Annotated in this window: 15 protein-coding genes and 5 tRNA genes; all 20 read left to right on the top strand. The window is 60.0% G+C overall.

Annotation, left to right across the window (positions count from 1 at the left end; translation table 11 throughout):
* The first annotated feature begins 603 nt into the window (after positions 1-603).
* The 20 genes from NG895_RS12705 (at position 604) to rpoB (ending at position 17,169) form a co-directional block, all read left to right on the top strand.
* Positions 604-972, top strand: a complete 369-nt coding sequence (locus NG895_RS12705; RefSeq protein WP_252852885.1) for a hypothetical protein — start codon at positions 604-606, stop codon at positions 970-972.
* A 127-nt stretch (positions 973-1,099) separates the two neighbouring features.
* Positions 1,100-1,402, top strand: a complete 303-nt coding sequence (locus NG895_RS12710; RefSeq protein WP_252852886.1) for a hypothetical protein — start codon at positions 1,100-1,102, stop codon at positions 1,400-1,402.
* 106 nt (positions 1,403-1,508) lie between these two features.
* A complete protein-coding gene (locus NG895_RS12715; RefSeq protein WP_252852887.1) occupies positions 1,509-2,984 on the top strand; it encodes an SDR family oxidoreductase in 1,476 nt (491 codons plus the stop codon).
* Between the two features lie 131 nt (positions 2,985-3,115).
* Positions 3,116-3,436 (top strand): winged helix-turn-helix domain-containing protein, encoded by a 321-nt coding sequence (locus NG895_RS12720; RefSeq protein ID WP_252852888.1) that lies wholly within the window; start codon positions 3,116-3,118, stop codon positions 3,434-3,436.
* A 22-nt stretch (positions 3,437-3,458) separates the two neighbouring features.
* Complete coding sequence (locus tag NG895_RS12725) at positions 3,459-4,694, top strand: metallophosphoesterase family protein (RefSeq protein WP_252852889.1); 1,236 nt, start codon at positions 3,459-3,461, stop codon at positions 4,692-4,694.
* A gap of 36 nt (positions 4,695-4,730) precedes the next feature.
* Positions 4,731-5,717 (top strand): L-glyceraldehyde 3-phosphate reductase, encoded by a 987-nt coding sequence (gene mgrA, locus NG895_RS12730; RefSeq protein ID WP_279676295.1) that lies wholly within the window; start codon positions 4,731-4,733, stop codon positions 5,715-5,717.
* Positions 5,718-5,755: 38 nt separating this feature from the next.
* Entirely contained in the window at positions 5,756-6,670 is a 915-nt protein-coding gene (locus NG895_RS12735) for a malate dehydrogenase (protein ID WP_252852890.1), read from the top strand.
* A 155-nt stretch (positions 6,671-6,825) separates the two neighbouring features.
* Positions 6,826-6,898 (top strand) — tRNA-Thr (locus NG895_RS12740).
* A gap of 187 nt (positions 6,899-7,085) precedes the next feature.
* A tRNA-Tyr gene (locus NG895_RS12745) sits at positions 7,086-7,168 on the top strand.
* Between the two features lie 97 nt (positions 7,169-7,265).
* A tRNA-Gly gene (locus NG895_RS12750) sits at positions 7,266-7,336 on the top strand.
* A 103-nt stretch (positions 7,337-7,439) separates the two neighbouring features.
* Positions 7,440-7,512, top strand: a tRNA-Thr gene (locus NG895_RS12755).
* A gap of 85 nt (positions 7,513-7,597) precedes the next feature.
* Positions 7,598-8,797: an elongation factor Tu gene (gene tuf, locus NG895_RS12760; RefSeq protein ID WP_252852891.1), complete on the top strand. Its 1,200-nt coding sequence runs from the start codon at positions 7,598-7,600 to the stop codon at positions 8,795-8,797.
* A gap of 74 nt (positions 8,798-8,871) precedes the next feature.
* Positions 8,872-8,947: transfer RNA gene (locus tag NG895_RS12765), tRNA-Trp, on the top strand.
* A gap of 91 nt (positions 8,948-9,038) precedes the next feature.
* Positions 9,039-9,482 (top strand): preprotein translocase subunit SecE, encoded by a 444-nt coding sequence (gene secE / locus NG895_RS12770; protein ID WP_252852892.1) that lies wholly within the window; start codon positions 9,039-9,041, stop codon positions 9,480-9,482.
* A gap of 68 nt (positions 9,483-9,550) precedes the next feature.
* Positions 9,551-10,435 (top strand): transcription termination/antitermination protein NusG, encoded by an 885-nt coding sequence (gene nusG / locus NG895_RS12775; protein ID WP_252852893.1) that lies wholly within the window; start codon positions 9,551-9,553, stop codon positions 10,433-10,435.
* 193 nt (positions 10,436-10,628) lie between these two features.
* On the top strand, positions 10,629-11,054 hold the full coding sequence (gene rplK / locus NG895_RS12780; protein ID WP_252852894.1) for a 50S ribosomal protein L11: 426 nt from the start codon (positions 10,629-10,631) through the stop codon (positions 11,052-11,054).
* Positions 11,055-11,180: 126 nt separating this feature from the next.
* A complete protein-coding gene (gene rplA, locus NG895_RS12785) occupies positions 11,181-11,858 on the top strand; it encodes a 50S ribosomal protein L1 (RefSeq protein ID WP_252852895.1) in 678 nt (225 codons plus the stop codon).
* A 59-nt stretch (positions 11,859-11,917) separates the two neighbouring features.
* Positions 11,918-12,442 (top strand): 50S ribosomal protein L10, encoded by a 525-nt coding sequence (rplJ, locus tag NG895_RS12790; protein WP_252852896.1) that lies wholly within the window; start codon positions 11,918-11,920, stop codon positions 12,440-12,442.
* A gap of 187 nt (positions 12,443-12,629) precedes the next feature.
* Positions 12,630-13,046, top strand: coding sequence for a 50S ribosomal protein L7/L12 (rplL, locus tag NG895_RS12795; protein ID WP_252852897.1), 417 nt, complete (start codon positions 12,630-12,632; stop codon positions 13,044-13,046).
* 400 nt (positions 13,047-13,446) lie between these two features.
* Positions 13,447-17,169 carry a DNA-directed RNA polymerase subunit beta gene (rpoB, locus tag NG895_RS12800; protein WP_252852898.1) on the top strand — a complete coding sequence of 1,241 codons (3,723 nt, stop codon included), beginning with the start codon at positions 13,447-13,449 and terminating at the stop codon, positions 17,167-17,169.
* Positions 17,170-17,296: the final 127 nt, after the last annotated feature.

The raw sequence follows: 17,296 nt of genomic DNA on the forward strand, positions 1-17,296 counted from the left end.
CCTGCGCTACCAACAAAAAACCGCTTGCGGCTTCGTCCCGTGGGCGAAGCCGCAAGCGGCGTGGAACAAACTTCCGGTCAATTGCGACGGAGTGGAGTCGCTCGAAGACAGACGCGAATCGGACGGTGCTGCGCACAGCCATGTGATCAATTCGGGCCAATCGAAATTTTAGGTCCTCCCGACGGAATGTCGACCGGAAAGTTTGACTTGGTAATCGACCGCCCGCGGGCAGTCGATGATTGTTTCGCAGGTAAGTTATCGGGCACTCGTGCCGACTGACTTAAGTGGCTCTGGTGCACTCTAGCGAGTTCGCTGCCCAGGTCAAATGAATTCTCTTCGTCGCGTCACAAATCCGAGCAACGAAATTCGGACACCTGGGGGGAGTGGAAGCCTACTGGAAAATCATAGTTCGGAAAAGGACGGTCGCCAGCGTTTTCCCCCGGAATCGAAAAATCGATGCCGTACGCAAACTCTGTGCCGCCCGAAGAATTCGCCGACTGATCTTGCCGCTGTTGCCGAGTTGCGGTAAACGCGGCACTCGGCCGCTTCGGTGGCCAACGTTGCGATTTCTCCTCTCTGTCACTTCTCCGAAAAAAGTGCGATATGAATTCACTTCGCATCAACTCGTGTCCCCCGTCATTCGCACCCGCCGCCGGTTGGTTGGTGGCCATCGCCGGAGTGATGCTGGCGGTACTAGCAGCATTGCCGTCCGAAGCGGCCATTCCGCGCGGGCCCGTGCTTGAAGAACGCCTGTTACTGGGCCTACGCGTGAAGACGGATGCAGATCGGCTGTTCATCCATCACGTCGTCGAACTGGTCGAAGACGGCAAGCTGCCCATCGGGCTGGTGGATGGCACCTACTTTTGGGCTCGAGAGAAGGCCGAAGAGCATCGCCGGTTGTACAACAATCCGATGGTGTTCTTCCGTCCCGCGCTGCGTGCTCGGGCGGCCCGGCTGGGCATCCGCATCTGACGGATGGGTAGGGCTTGCTTTGCGGAGTCTGCCGCGGAGGTGACCCGGTAGGCATTTCGGCACCGGGCCGCTAAAATCAGGGTTTCCCGGGGCCCCATCACCCTCCCGTCGATCGAAAGCATCCGCCATGGCGCGTAAAGTTGTAAGCCGCAGAGATAAACGAGCCGAAGTCGAGGCTGCCGAAGCCGCCGAGGCAGCGGAACCCAAGAAGAAAAAGAAAAAAGCCACCAAGCGGAAGAGCCGCTCGAAGGCCGCCAAAGAGGTGCGTCTGAAGGCTTTCTGGGGCGTTTTCAACCAATCGCTGCGGCGCGTGGCCCTGTATGAGTTCAACCAGCGAAAAGAAGCCGAAAAGAAGGCCAAGGAACTCAGTGCCAGTGGCAAGTCGCCGCACTTTGTTCAACCCGTGAAAGAAGCCATCGAAGAGGCCTAATTCACCCCGCGTCGAGCTGGTCACTCTTCTCGGCAGACCCTAGCGTTTCTTAGACGCCCCGCAGTAGTGGGGTGGTGCGAAGGAAACCATGTGCGGGGCCGCCAGCTTGAACCACAACGCTTCATCTCGCCGCATCCTGCTTACAGGCGCCACAGGTTATGTGGGCGGCCGGCTGCTACCGCTGCTCTTAAAGCGAGGCTTCCAGGTTCGTTGCCTGGCCCGACGCCCCGAAGCGCTGAGGTCGGAAGTCCACCCCGATGTGGAAGTTGCGGCTGGCGACGTGCTGGAGCGCACCGCTCTCGATCAGCCGCTGCAGGGCATCGATACGGCGATCTATCTCATTCACTCCATGGGCGCCACCGGCGACTTTGAGGCTGAGGACCGCCAGGCCGCCGAGAACTTCGCCCACGCCGCCACGGCCGCTGGTGTCCGTCGCATCGTTTATCTGGGGGGCTTAGGCGAGGATTCTCCTGATTTATCCAAGCATCTGCGAAGCCGCCAGGAAGTGGGACGAATTCTTCGCAGCTCGTCGGCCGAGGTGATCGAGCTGCGGGCGTCGATCGTCATCGGTTCGGGCAGCCTTTCGTACGAGTTGGTGCGAGCTCTGGTCGAACGGCTGCCAATCATGATCTGCCCCCGCTGGGTGCGGGCGCGAGCCCAGCCGATCGCCATTGAAGATCTGTTGGAGTACCTGGTGGCTGCTATCGATGTGGAGGCCGGCGGTTCGCGGGTATTCGAAATTGGCGGCCCCGAACAGGTCTCGTACGGCGACATCATGCGCGAGTACGCTCGCCAGCGGGGCCTGCGGCGGTGGATGATTCCAGTACCGGTGCTGACTCCCTATTTGTCGAGCTTGTGGTTGGGGCTGGTGACCCCCATTTACGCGCGGGTGGGTAGCAAATTGGTTTCGAGCTTGCGGAATCCCACGGTCGTCGCCGACGACTCTGCCCGCGAGGTATTCACCATCGAGCCGCGCGGCCTGACAGCAGCCATTTCGCGGGCGCTGGTAAACGAGGACCGCAAATTTGCCCTGACCCGCTGGAGCGACGCACTGGCCTCGAGCGGCAAACCTCAGGAGTGGGGCGGCGCGGTGTTTGGATCTCGCATCGTCGATTCGCGTACTGCCCAGGTCGGCGCCCCGACCTCCAAGGCATTTGCCCCCATTCAGCAGATTGGCGGCAGCCGGGGCTGGTACTACGGTAGCTGGCTGTGGCGGCTGCGGGGATTCTTGGATCTGCTGGCGGGCGGTATCGGCGTGCGTCGTGGCCGACGACATCCGGTGGAATTGCGGGTGGGCGATACGCTCGATTTTTGGCGTGTCGAAAAGTTCGAGCCAGGGCGGCTGTTGCGGTTGAGGGCCGAGATGAAGGTACCCGGTCGAGCCTGGCTGGAGTTCGACGTCGATCAGGGAGCCGATGGCAGGCATAGCGTCATTCGCCAGACGGCTGTTTTCGACCCGCATGGGTTTTTGGGGCTCGCGTACTGGTATGTCCTGTACCCGCTGCACAATTTGGTGTTTGCTGGCATGTTGAGAAACATCGCCCGCGCAGCCGAGCGAGATGCAGCCTCAACCGCCAATTAAGCATCTTGCCCGCTTGCATTCTGGGGCGAAGCGAACGACCATACAGCTCGTCGTGCCCGCTGCGTGATGCGGTCTGTCCGCCCGCCCCCGGTGTCCCGTCATTGCACCACTGTTTGAGAGAGGATCTTGCCGTGGCCAAGAAGAAAGCTACCTCCGGTTCGAAGTCGACTGCTCCCGAGAAAGCTGCGCCGAAAAAAACTGCTGCCAAGAAGAGCGCCCCCAAGAAAGCGGTAGCCAAACCGGCTCCCGCCCTCACGGCCGAAGAGATTGGCCATGCCGCTGGCCAGGTCTGGGCGGCGCTGGTCGAGGCGCCGGGGCAGACCGCCACGGCACTGAAGAAAAACGTGGACGCCCCTGGCGACATGGCGATGGCCGCAATCGGCTGGCTGGCACGGGAGGAGAAGCTCGAGTTCGACACGTCGGGTCGCACGGTCAAGATCTCGCTGAAGTAGATCTGCCCTTCCGGGAGCCAAAATGGATCGTCGAGTGTTTCTGGGCGCGGCACCTCTCTCCGCGTTTGCCTTCCAGCCGGCACAAGCAGCTGCCACAGTGGCTGCTGGACCCGTGTTGGCGGGACCGCCAGTGGTGCAGCATCCCGGACCTCGCGGATTCACCATTGCATTCGCCCTCGGTGGTCTCGCCACCGGTTGGGTGGAGTGGGGGCTTGCGCCGGACCAGCTCGATCGCCAGGTCATTCCGCGCCGCGGCGGACTCATCGATGCGAGCGATCGCGCCCTGGCTGTGCGTGTGGAACTCGATGATCCGATTTCGGCCGATCAGCCGATTTACTACCGAGTCGCCGCCCAGGGGTTGGCGTACCGCAACGCTTACCAGCTGACGCGTGCGGAACCGGAATTCGGTGCCATACAGAGTCTCCGTCTGCCGAAGACGGACAGCGAGTCGTTCCTGCTGGCAATGGTGAACGACACCCACGAAAACTCCGAAACCTTGTCGCAGCTGCACGCCACGCTCGAGCGACTCGAACCCGATGCCCTGCTGTGGTGTGGCGACACTTGCAACGACTTCGATGCTGCGGACCACCCCGAACAGGTAACTTTGGCGCCACTAGGGCAGCGGGACAGCGGGTGGGCCAGTCGCTGGCCGCTGCTGTTCGTGCCCGGCAATCACGACGTACGAGGGCAGCGTGCACGCGAGCTGCACGACTGCCTGCCGGGCTGGCCCGGTCAAGCGGACCTGCCGTACTGTCAGGCGGTGCGGCTGGGGCCAATCGGTTTAGTGATGCTCGACACCGGCGAGGATAAACCCGATCGCCATCCGGTATTCGCCGGCACCGCCGCCTACGAACCCTACCGTAAGGCGCAGACCGAATGGTTACGCGAAGCGTTAGCCTCGCCCGCCATGGCCACCGCGCCGTTCAAGATTGCCGCCTGCCACATTCCGCTGCGCGGCGTTCCGGGGGAGTCGGATGGGACCACACTCGAAGGCTATGCCAATCACTGTGGCGATGCCGCCCGACAGTGGTTGCCAGTGTTGGCCGAACATGGCGTGCGCCTCGTGTTGAGTGGCCACACGCACTCAACGCGGATCGACGATCCCACGCCTGAAATGCCTGTCATGCAGGTGGTGGGCGGCGGGCCAAGGCCCGCTGCCGCCTCGCTGACCACCCTTCACGCCACACCCGAACGTCTGGTGCTCTCCATCGAGCACCTGAACGGCGATGAGTGGATGCGGCGCGAGTTTCGCGCTTAGCCGACCAATACGCAATCCCCGCGGGAGAGCTTCCTGATGTACCAAGCAACTGAGAATCGCTACGAATCGATGCCTTACAAGCGGTGTGGCAACAGTGGTCTGCATCTGCCGGCGGTGTCGCTTGGCTTGTGGCACAATTTTGGCGGGGTGGACCAATTCGAAAACGGGCGGGCGATCATTCACCGCGCGTTCGATTTGGGGATCACGCATTTCGATCTGGCCAACAACTACGGACCGCCACCCGGGTCGGCCGAGGAGAACTTCGGTAAGCTGCTGGCCACGGACCTGGCCGCCTATCGCGACGAGCTGGTGATCAGCACCAAGGCGGGCTACACAATGTGGCCCGGACCGTACGGCGATTGGGGCTCGCGAAAATATCTGCTGGCCAGCCTGGATCAAAGCCTGAAGAGGATGGGCATCGACTATGTCGACATTTTCTATTCGCACCGCCGCGACCCGGAAACGCCCATGGAGGAGACGCTCGGCGCCGTGGCCAGTGCGGTGAAGCAGGGCAAAGCCCTGTACGCGGGTATCTCGAACTACAACGCCGAAGACACCCGCACCGCGTGCCAAATCCTGCGTGAAATGGGGTGTCCGCTGCTGATTCACCAGCCCAAGTACTCGATGTTCGTCCGCGAGCCGGAAGCCGGCTTGCTGGATGTGCTGGGCGAGGAAGGCGTCGGCTGCATTCCATTTTCACCGCTGGCCCAGGGTATGCTGACCGACCGCTACCTGGGTGGCATTCCCGCGGAGAGCCGGGCGGCCAAGTCGCATGGTTTTCTGCAAAAGAGCGACCTTACCGAGCAGCGCCTGGGGCAGATCAGCCGCTTGAACGAGTTGGCAGCTGGCCGCGGGCAGTCGCTCGCCCAGATGGCGCTGGCGTGGGTGCTGCGCGACGCGCGGATCACCACGGTGCTGATTGGGGCCAGCAGCGTGGAGCAGTTGGAACAGAATATCGCGTGCCTGGAGAAGCGAGACTTCTCCGACGATCAGCTTGCCGCCATCGAAGAGGTACTCGCGTAACATTTAGGCGATTGGTACGAGCGAAGAGGAATATGCCGATGAAAGTGGCCATTGTGGGCATTGGGCACGTCGGGGCCGCCCTGGCGTACTCGCTGCTGGAACTGGAGACCGTGCGCGAGCTGATGCTGGTGGGAAGAAATCTGAGCCGCATCGAAGGCGAGGCCATCGACCTGCGGCACGCAGGTTCGTTTTTCGCCGCGCCGCCTTCGGTTTCTTACGGTCCGGTGAGCGAGTGCCGCGACTCGGACATCATCGTACTGTGCCTGTCTCAGAAAACCACGAGCCTCGACCGCACGCACCTGGCCGTGGACAACGCCCAGTTATTTGCCGAAGTGGTGCCGGTGCTGACCCGCCAGAATCCGAACAGCATCTTCGTCGTGGCCACCAATCCGGTCGATTCGCTGACTCAACTGACGATCGAACTGAGTGACTTGCCCCCGTCCCGAGTCTTAGGGGCGGGCACCGTGATCGACAGTTGCCGATTCCGCCATGCATTGTCCGATCACCTGCGGGTCCATCCCGACGATGTGCGGGCTTACGTATTGGGCGAGCACGGCGAGTCGCAGTTCATTTGGCTCAGTGGTGCCGCTGTCGGGGGGGTGCGGCTCGAGGCTTCGGATATCCCCTTGCACGTAATCGAGTCGACGCGATCCAGTGGTACCGATATTTTTCGGCTCAAGGGAAACACCTGTTACGCCATCGCGCAGGCGCTGAAGTTGATGGTCCGCAGCATTGCGGGTAATCGACTGGGGACGATGCCGGTTTCGACCCAGGTGAACCTGGGCACCGACTTTCCCCTGCTGTGCCTGGCGACGCCTTGCGTGGTGGGCCGTCGGGGTATCGAGCAGGTGCTGAAACCGCATTTTTCCAGCGAAGAACAGCAGATGTGGCTGACCAGCGGGCGCCGCGTAGCGGCGACGTTGGCCGAAATTCACCAATCACTCGGAGTTTAGTCTCCAAAAGTGCTGGAATTAGCCAGCCCATGGCGTTTGAGGCTTCAGAGGCCCGCTCCGCCCGACCGAAACGTAAGTGCTAGTAGCGAACCACCCTTGCGGCTGCTGGTGTCACCTGTATATTAAGCGATTCGCACGATATCGCGAGGATTCGCGCTAGCGTAGCTCAATTGGCAGAGCAGCGGTTTTGTAAACCGCAGGTTGTGGGTTCAAGTCCCTCCGCTAGCTCTCTGGCATTGAGGTGCCACGCCGAAGCGGTCATCGCGAGGGTCTTGCGGCCGTGGCAGGCAAGTTTCTCCGCGATGGTTGGCCGGCAGGTTGGGTACCCACTGGGTTCGGTGGCGGTCGCTCAAGGCGGCTGGCGGCGAGATCGGCCAGTTCGCGGCGAAAAATCCCAGAGATGGGCCCCCTAGGGGGGAGGTTACCGAAGCGGTCAAACGGGTCAGACTGTAAATCTGATGGCTTATGCCTTCGTAGGTTCGAATCCTACACCTCCCACTGAAGAGATCGGAAAGGCGAAAGTGGAAAGGCGAACCAGATAGCGGGAAGCGGAGTTGCGTTTTTCCTTTCCGCATTCGGCTTTCGCCTTTGGTTTGCGGGTGTAGCTCAATGGTAGAGCAATAGCCTTCCAAGCTAAAGACGAGGGTTCGATTCCCTTCACCCGCTTTTGTGGCAATCGGCGTTCGACAGCCTCAGCTAGCCTTCGTGGCGTAAACATGGATAATTTCGTGTTGGCTGGAGGTTGGTCGCTGGCGGCCAGAGGCTAATTGCTGCTGTAGCTCAGTTGGTAGAGCACGTCCTTGGTAAGGACGAGGTCACGCGTTCGAGTCGCGTCAGCAGCTTTAACCGCGGTGACTTTCCGGTTACCTTTTAATTTGTATTTGTCAGCTTCTGTAATTTTCAGGTATTTGTGAGTTAGGGACAAAAATGGCCAAGGATACCTTTACCAGCACCAAGCCGCACGTGAACGTCGGCACCATCGGTCACATTGACCACGGCAAAACAACCACCACCGGCGCCATCGTGGCCGTGCAGGCTGCAAAGGGTCTGGCTAAGGCCAAGTCGTACGCCGACATCGCCAAGGGCGGTACCGTTCGCGATGAAACCAAAACAGTGACCATCGCCGCCGCCCACGTCGAGTACGAGACCGATACTCGTCACTACGCCCACATCGACTGCCCGGGCCACGCCGACTTTATTAAGAACATGATTACCGGTGCGGCCCAGATGGACGGCGCCATCCTTGTGGTTTCGGCGCCGGACGGCCCGATGCCCCAGACTCGTGAGCATATTCTGCTCGCCCGTCAGGTGGGTGTGCCCAAGATCGTGGTTTACCTGAATAAGTGCGACCTGGTCGACGACGAAGAATTGCTGGAGCTAGTGGAGATCGAAGTCCGCGAACTGCTGGACAAGTACGACTTCCCTGGCGACGAAGTGCCCGTGATCAAGGGTAATTCGAAGGCTGCTTACGAGAATCCTAGCGATCCTGAAGCCTCGAAGTGCATCAGCGAGTTGATGGACGCCATCGACACCTACATCCCCGAGCCCACCCGCGAAGTCGACAAGCCGTTCCTGATGGCCATCGAGGACGTTTTCTCGATCGAAGGCCGCGGTACCGTGGCGACCGGTCGTGTGGAGAAGGGTGTGATCAAGGTTGGCGACGAAGTCGAGATCATCGGCCTGACCGATGCTCCTTCTAAGACCACCTGCACCGGTGTGGAAGCCTTCAATAAGACCATGGAATCCGCCGAGGCTGGCCACAATGTGGGCTGCCTGCTGCGTGGTGTGAAGCGTGAAGACATTCAGCGTGGCCAGGTGCTCGCCAAGCCGGGCTCCATCACCCCGCACACCAAGTTCGAGGGCGAGGTCTACGTGCTGAGCAAGGAGGAAGGTGGACGTCACACGCCGTTCTTTAGCGGTTACCGTCCGCAGTTCTACTTCCGTACAACCGATGTGACCGGTACCGCCAACCTGATGGGTGATGCCGAAATGTGCATGCCGGGCGACAACACCCGTTTGAGCGTCGAGCTGTCGAAGCCGATCGCGATGGAAGACGGTGTCCGCTTCGCTATTCGCGAAGGTGGCAAGACCGTCGGTTCCGGCGTGGTGACGAAGATTGTTGAGTAGTTAAAAGCCAATGCCGGATGACCAATGGCCAAACGTGGCCATTGGTCATCCGTGCTTGCGGTTTTGTGATTTATAGGGGCGTAGCTCAATTGGCAGAGCGCTGGTCTCCAAAACCAGAGGTTGTGAGTTCGATTCCCACCGCCCCTGCCATTTTATGTGCGAAGCCGAGGATGGATGGGCGCCGTGCCCGGAAGCCGGCCGAGGCCCGTACGGACATTTATTCGAGTGGCGGGAGACGTCAGTGGGTGCGTTCCTTCAGGAGCTGCTGAAGTTCGATCTCTATAAGCGAAGCCAGGGACGCATCGTCCGCCAGGTGACATTTGCCGCCTGCGCCATCATCGTCGCTTTGGGTTGCTGGTCGTTGTCGTACAGCATGCAGGATGTGGACAATCAGGCGACGCGGTATCTGGTTCCGCTGGGGCTGCTAGCCGCCGGTGTGTGGGCCAGCTTCCGGCTGGTGCAGTTGCCTCAGTTTGCCGACTTTTTGATCTCGGTCGAAGCCGAGATGAATAAGGTCGCGTGGCCGAAGCGGCATGAGCTGATCAACGCGTCGATCGTGGTGATTCTGGTGATATTCATCATGGCGGCCCTGTTGTTCGGCTTCGACCTCGGTTTGCAGTACATCAAAGGAGTGCTCGAGTACTGGGTCACTGGCGGTGCCGCTGGTGAGCCCCCTGCCGGCTAGCCTGCAGGATGGCAGTCGCCCCGGGTAATTCGCACAAGCACGGTTTGCTAGAAAACGGTGGAGTTAGCGTGAACGACGAAGGTCACAAGGTGGATGCCGAGGAGCCGGTCGATTCGGCGGCAGCCGAAGCGAGCAATGCCGCTGCGCCGCAGCCTGCCAGTGATGAGCCCGTCGGCGAGCCTGTGCCCAGCAAACCCGATGAGGAAGCTGTGTCGCAGAGCGATCCGGACGTGATGGAGACCGCTGCCTCGGACGACACCGTGATGGATGCGCCCGCCTCGGCTGGGGACGCAGAGTCGAACGCCGAAGCCGACGAGGATGTCGAGGACGAACTGGACGACGAGGAGGATGAGCAGGACGAGGCCAGTGTCGCTTCGCCTGCGGGGCCCGTTGAGCTCGATTTGCCCGAGGAAGAGGACGTCAGGCTCGACTGGTATATCCTGAAGGTTCAGAGCAATCGCGAGCGCTCGATCGCCGACGCGTTGCGGCGAAAAATCGCCATCGAAGGTCTCGATCACCTGTTCGGCCAGGTATTGGTGCCCACCGAGAAGGTCACCGAGTTCAAGGGCGGCAAGAAGAAGATTGTCGAACGCAAGCTGTGGCCCGGCTACATCGCGGTCGAAATGCACGTGAACGATGACACTTGGTTCGCCATCCGCGAAACCTCGGGCATCGGCGATTTCACGGGCTCGGCGGGCAAGCCGACGCCGATGGAGCCCAGCGAAGTGGCCATGATTCTGCAGTCCGACGTCGAAGAGACCGAAGAGGCCCCCAAGCTGGACATCAAGTTCAGCCCTGGCGACAAGGTCAAGGTGATGGAAGGCAACTTCGAGAACTTCGAGGGCGAGGTCAGCAGCATCGACGAGACGCACGGTCGGGTCACCGTGATGCTCAGCATCTTTGGCCGGCCCACCCCTGTGGAGCTGGAATACTGGCAGGTCGAGGGGCTTTAGGTATTTCGGCCAGCCGAGTGGAGGCTGCCTACAGCCGTGCTCAACCGGAACTTCCGTGCCATTTTCTGGTGCCGCGTAAAAGTTTTCTTGAAAAGTCTCTCGCCCCCACTTCCACCCGCCGGGCTTTGCGGGTAGAAAACAGGGCTCGGCGATAGTCGATATTCATCATCTATAGCCCTCCCTTGGTGAGGTCATGGCAAAGCAAGTTGTTGGCAAAGCGGCGTTTCAGATTCCTGGTGGTCAGGCAACCCCTGCTCCTCCAGTTGGTACGGCGCTCGGTAAGCACGGTATCAACCTCGGTCAGTTCGTTCAGGCGTTCAACGACGCCACGAAGGAAGCCGGCGGGATGATGATTCCGGTGGTCGTCACGGTTTACAACGACCGCTCGTTCGACTTTATCACCAAGAGTCCTCCCGCAGCGGTGCTGCTGAAGAAAGCGGCCGGCCTGGCTAAGGGTTCCGGTGTGCCGAACAAGACCAAGGTGGGTAAAGTAACCAATGCCCAGCTTGAAGAGATCGCCAATACCAAGATGAACGACCTTAATGCCCGTGATCTGGAGCACGCTGTGCGAATGATTGCCGGTACTGCCCGCAGTATGGGTTTAGTGGTTGAAGGCTAGGGTGTGTGTCCGGGTTCACGGGAATTCGGAAACTTGGATTAGAGTTAAACAAACAAAACGTGGGACGTCGGATCCTGTAGTTCCGGCGGTTTGAACCACACTTCTTCCGCGAAAGGGGGAAGCACGATGCCAAAGCTATCTAAGCGACTGAAGTCGTCGGTGTCCAAGCAGCCCAAGACGCCATTGCCGCTTTCTGAAGCGGTGAGTGCCCTGAAGGCATACGACAAGACCAAGTTCGACCAGTCGGTCGAAATCGCCATGCGGCTTGGGGTCGATCACACCCAGGCCGATCAGATCGTCCGAGGCTCGATTGTTCTGCCTCACGGCATTGGCAAAGATCAGCGGGTGGTGGTGTTCGCCAAAGGTCCTCAAGCCGAAGCCGCCAAGGAGGCTGGTGCCGACGAGGTGGGCGAAGAAGAGCTCGCCAAAAAAATTCAAGGCGGTTGGACCGACTTCGATGTCTGTATTGCCGCTCCCGACATGATGAAGGTCGTTGGCCCGCTGGGTCGCGTCCTCGGTCCCCGCGGCTTGATGCCTTCGCCTCGAGCCGGCACCGTGACCCCCGACGTGGCCAAGACGGTCGAAGAGTACAAAGCCGGTAAGGTGGAGTTCCGCAACGACAAGGGTGGCAATATTCACGCCATTGTCGGCAGGTTGAGCTTCGACCCCGAAAAGCTGACCGAAAACGTGCAGGCGTTCGTCGATCGTATCGTTAGCATGAAGCCTTCGGCGGTAAAAGGTGTTTACGTGAAGAGCGTGCACCTGAGTGCCACGATGAGCCCCAGCGTCAGCGTCTCCGTTTGATTTTTTGTGAAATCTCCGGGGCCGCTCGCGAGTGCGGCTCACCAAGACGAGTATAAGTCATGAGCAAGCCAGTCAAAGAATACATCACCAACGATTTGAAGAGTCGCTGGGATGGTGTGAGCGATGCACTGCTGGTCGACGTTGCCGAACTCGAGGCGAACGACACGGTCGCCCTCCGCAAGCAGCTTCGCGAGAAGAGCATCCACCTGTTAGTGGTTAAGAACAGCCTGGCCCGTCGGGCGACCGAGGGTACTTCGCTAGGTCCTGCCTTTGAAGGGCTGGGCGGCACCACTGCCGTGGTGTGGGGCGCTGAGGACATTGTTTCTCTGGCCAAGGAAGTCACCAAGCTCGCCGATGGGAAGGACTTTGAGAAGTTCGAAACCAAGGGCGGCGTGATGGACGGCGCCAAGCTGTCGCCCGAAGAGGTAAAGCAGGTCAGCAAGTGGCCTAGCCGCACCGAGCAACTCAGCATGCTGATGGGTCAGATCCTTTCGCCGGGTGCGACATTGTCCGGTCAACTGCTCGCCGGTGGTGCCAATCTGGCGAGCCAGGTCAAGCAGATCAGCGAAAAAGAAGAAGAGTAGGGCGGAATCACTCCGCTTCTGCCAAACGAGCAAATCCAACGGATGGAATTCCGTTCCACATAGCAACGGTTTAGGCGCAGCCCTGGTAGCGATTGCCAAGCCCAGCGACATCGACAACTACAAACATCCAGTCAGTTTTTAAGGCCTTATCCAGCGAGGCCGGTCCAGCGAGAAAGGGAACCCTACCATGAGCGACGAAGCAGCCGTTGCCGAATACTCCGACACCACCAAGGATCTCGGCGAAAAGATCATCGGCCTCACCCTGAAAGAGGCCAAGGAACTGAGCGATTACCTGAAGGACGTCCATGGCATCGAGCCCGCTTCGGGCGGCGGTGTTGTAATGGCTGCCCCCGGTGCCGATGGCGGCGGTGGCGGCGAAGCCGAAGCCGAGAAGACCGAATTCGACGTCGTTCTCGAAGGTTTCGGCGACAAGAAGATTGGCGTCATCAAGGTCGTCCGCAGTGCGACGGGCTTGGGCCTGAAGGAAGCCAAGGAAATGGTCGAAGGCGCTCCCAGCAAGGTCAAGGAAGGTGTCTCGAAAGAAGACGCCGAGAAGCTCAAGGCCGAACTGGAAGAAGCAGGCGCCACCGTCTCGATCAAGTAACACCGGACTGCTCGCCCCGCCAATGGGGGTGGGGCGAGCGGCTGCGTGTTGATCGATATCGGTCGGGTGACACTCCGGCCACGCCCTGCTAGCACTGCTAGCGACGGCGAGGCTGCGAAAAGCTCAGAATTGAGCAATTTTTGTGCCACCCGAGTGCCCAAGGGGGCTGCGATTTGGTATAACTGCCGTTTCGCGGCTCGCGTTTGCCTGCTCTCCCTCTCGGCTGATTGAATGAGCTTACCGTCCCTGCCCTTCCCAATCGCCCCGCCGGTGAAGTGTGCTGGTCTGTGCTGCGCGCCCGTTGCGCAGTCTCTAACCGCCCAGCGGACGAAGGCTAGAGCTGCGTCCCTCACTCGACTTCTAACGGACCTCGCTGTCCAACCAACGGAGTAGACCCGCCATGGCTGTGCCTGCGCAACGACGTCTCGACACCCCCGAAATCCGTCGCTTCGGCGGAGGTCGTGATCCGCTGGAGATCCCGGACCTCACCGAAATCCAAACCGCCAGCTACGCCCGCTTCCTGCAGTACAATGGCAGCGGTTCGCCGTCGCAAAAGCGGAAGGAAGAAGGTCTCGAGTCGGTGCTGCAAGAGATCTTCCCAATCGAAAGCTATGACAAGTCGATTAGCCTCGACTATCTGCATTACGAGCTGGGCAAGCCGCGCTACGATCCGGACGAATGTCGGCAGTTGCGGCTGACCTACGGACGGCCGTTCCGCATCTGGCTGCGACTGAACAAGGGCGACGAGCCCGTCCAGGAAGAAGTTTACCTGGGCGATCTGCCCATCATGCTGGGTGGTGGTGAGTTCATCATCAACGGTGCCGAGCGTGTGGTGGTGAGCCAGTTGCACCGCAGCCCTGGTATCGACTTCGTCAGCGAGATTGAAGCCGGCGAGCGGAAGGTCTACAGCTGCCGGGTGATTCCCGAGCGGGGTAGCTGGATCGAGGTCAACACGACCAAGAAAGACAGCATCACCGTCCGTATCGACCAGAGTGGCAAGTTCTCGGTGGTCACCCTGTTGCGGGCGATGGATCCCAAGTATTCGCTCGACTCCGATATCCTCAGGGCATTTTCGGACACCAACAAGCAGAAGATCGTCGACGGCCGCAGTGCTACGAAGATCGAAGGCAAGGTGGCGGTCGAGGACATCGTGTATCCGGTTGGCAGCGATCGCGCCGGCGAGATCATCGTCGAATGCGGCAATCGCATCACGAAGAACACCGCCGAGTTGATTTGCACCTCGGGTGTGAAATCCGTCGAGGTAATGGACCCGCCGGTCACGCCGCACTTGCTCAACGCCCTGGCTGACGACGTGACCAGCAGTCACGAAGAAGCGTTGTTGCGAATCTATCAGCGTTTGCGTCCCGGTAACCCGCCGCAGCTCGAAAAAGCCAAGACGCTGTTCCACGAGAAGTTCTACGACACCAATCGCTACCGCTTGGGTCGCGTTGGCCGGTTCCGCATTAATCGCAAGCTGGACATCAATGTCCCAGAGAGCGAGATGATTTTGCGGCCCGAAGACGTGATCAATAGCGTCTCTTACATTCTCGGTCTGGCTGCTGGCGACTCGGATTTTCAGGTGGACGACATCGACCACCTGGGCAATCGTCGTCTGCGCACCATCGACGAACTGGCTTGCGACGAACTCCGCAAGGGCTTCCTGAAGCTCCGCCGCACCGTGCAGGAGCGGATGAGCCTCAAGGATCAGGAGGACATGACTCCGCGGAGCCTGATCAACCCGAAGAGCATCTCGGCAGCGATCGAGTATTTCTTCGGTCGTGGCGAGCTGTCGCAGGTGGTCGACCAAACCAACCCACTGTCGATGCTCACGCACGAACGGCGTCTTTCGGCGCTTGGCCCGGGCGGTTTGAACCGCAAGCGTGCCGGCTTCGAAGTGCGTGACGTGCACATTTCGCACTATGGCCGTATCTGCCCGATTGAAACACCGGAAGGTACGAACATCGGCCTGATCTCCAGTCTGGCGATGTACGCCTCGGTGGACGAGTACGGCTTCCTGATCACTCCTTACCGCGCGATCAAGAACACCAAGCTCACCGACGAAGTGGTGTGGCTGCGGGCCGACGAAGAGCACCGCGCTTACGTGGCTTCGGCCGACTCGGCAGTGAAGGACGACAAGCTGGAAGGCGACACGATCGTTGCCCGGTTCAAGTCCGACTTCGTGTTAGTGCCGACTGAGCGAATCGAATACATGGACGTGGCACCGAGCCAGATGATCGGTGTTTCGGCCGGTTTGATTCCGTTCCTCGAGCATGACGATGCGAACCGCGCGCTGATGGGCTCCAATATGCAGCGGCAAGCCGTGCCGCTGTTGGTGGCTGAGCCGCCTGTCGTGGGCACCGGCTTGGAACGCGACGTGGCCCGTCATAGTGGTATGTTGGTTCGCGCCGGCCACAAGGGCACGGTTACCTACGTGGACGCCGAGCGGATTGAGATCGGTCCCGAGGTGCATAAGCTTCGCAAGTTTGTCGGCCTGAACGAACGGACCTGCCAAAACCAGAAGCCGATCGTCAAGCCGGGCGACAAAGTGGAGAAGGGCGACGTCATTGCCGACGGAGCCGCCACGTTCCAGGGCGAATTGGCCCTGGGTCGCAACGTGCTCGTGGCTTTTATGTCGTTCGAAGGTTACAACTTCGAGGACGCCATCATTATCAGCGAAGAGCTGGTGCAGCGGGACACCTACACCTCGATTCACATCGAGGAGTTTGACGTCGAAATCCGCGAAACCAAGCTCGGTCGTGAAGAGTTCACGCGCGACATCCCCAACGTCAGCGAAAAGATGCTGCGAAACCTGGACGAGAGCGGCATCGTGCAGATCGGCACGTACGTTCAGTCGGGCGACATCCTGGTGGGTAAGGTTTCGCCGAAGAGTAAGACCGAACTGACGCCGGAAGAAAAGCTGCTGCACGCCATTTTCGGTCGTGCGGGCGAAGACGTGAAGAACGACTCGCTGGAAGTGCCCTCGGGCGTGGAAGGCATCGTGATCGATACCCAGAAGTTCTCCCGCCGCATGAGCCTGTCGGAAGACGAACGGAAGGAATTCGAGGCCTCGCTGAAAGCCGCCGAGCAAGAAGGCAATGAAGCGGTCGCCTCCGCTTTCAAGGCGATGGTCGAGGAACTCGAGGAGATCATCGGTCGCAAGCTGACCGACGACGATGGCAACTCGCTGGTTCACGATCAGGATCCCAAGTTTGTCGCCGAGCAGGCACACAATTTCCGCGTCGAAGCGATTGATGTTCGCAGCCCCGACAAGAAAAAGAACGTCGAGAAGTCGTTCAAACAGTTGTGGCCGAGCGTGGAAGATGCCATCGATCAACGCGATCGCAAGCTTAACAGCATGAAGCGAGGCGACGAGCTTCGCAGCGGTGTGCTGCAGATGGTGAAGGTCTACATCGCCACCAAGCGAGTAATCTCGGTGGGTGACAAGATGGCCGGCCGTCACGGTAACAAGGGTGTGATCTCGAAGATCATGCCGATCGCCGACATGCCGTTCCTGGAAGACGGCACGCCGATCCAGATCATGCTCAACCCGCTCGGCGTGCCAAGTCGTATGAACGTGGGGCAGATTCTCGAAACGCACCTCGGTTGGGCCGGAGCCAAGCTCGGCTTCCGGGCCGTGACGCCGGTATTCAACGGTGCCAACGAGGACGAGATCAACGAGTGTCTGGATGCAGCCGGCCTGCCTCGCAATGGCAAGGCGAAGTTGCTCGACGGCCGCACTGGCGAGCAGTTCGAGCAGGCCACCACGGTGGGCTACATCTATATGCTGAAGCTTCACCATCTGGTGGACGACAAGGTGCACGCCCGCAGCACGGGCCCGTACTCGCTGATTACTCAGCAGCCGCTGGGTGGCAAGGCTCGCTTTGGTGGCCAACGTTTCGGCGAGATGGAAGTTTGGGCCTTGGAAGCCTACGGAGCGGCCTACATCCTGCAAGAGTTGTTGACCGTGAAATCGGACGACGTAGAAGGCCGGACCAAGATTTACGAATCGATGGTCAAGGGCGAGAACACGCTGGAGGCCGGCACCCCGGCCAGCTTCGACGTGCTCACCAACGAGATCCGTGGCCTGGGCCTCAACATGCAGCTTGAGAAGCGACAGATTTGATTTAGCGCAAGGGATTCGATGCTCTCACGCAAAGACGCCAAGGCGTTACGGACATCGTGAGAGTGGAGTGACAAGCACTTTGCGACTTCGCGCCTTTGCGTGAAACAAATAATCCAGGAGTTTAAGT

This window comes from Aeoliella straminimaris, from assembly GCF_024054565.1.
GTDB classification, from domain to species: domain Bacteria; phylum Planctomycetota; class Planctomycetia; order Pirellulales; family Lacipirellulaceae; genus Aeoliella; species Aeoliella straminimaris.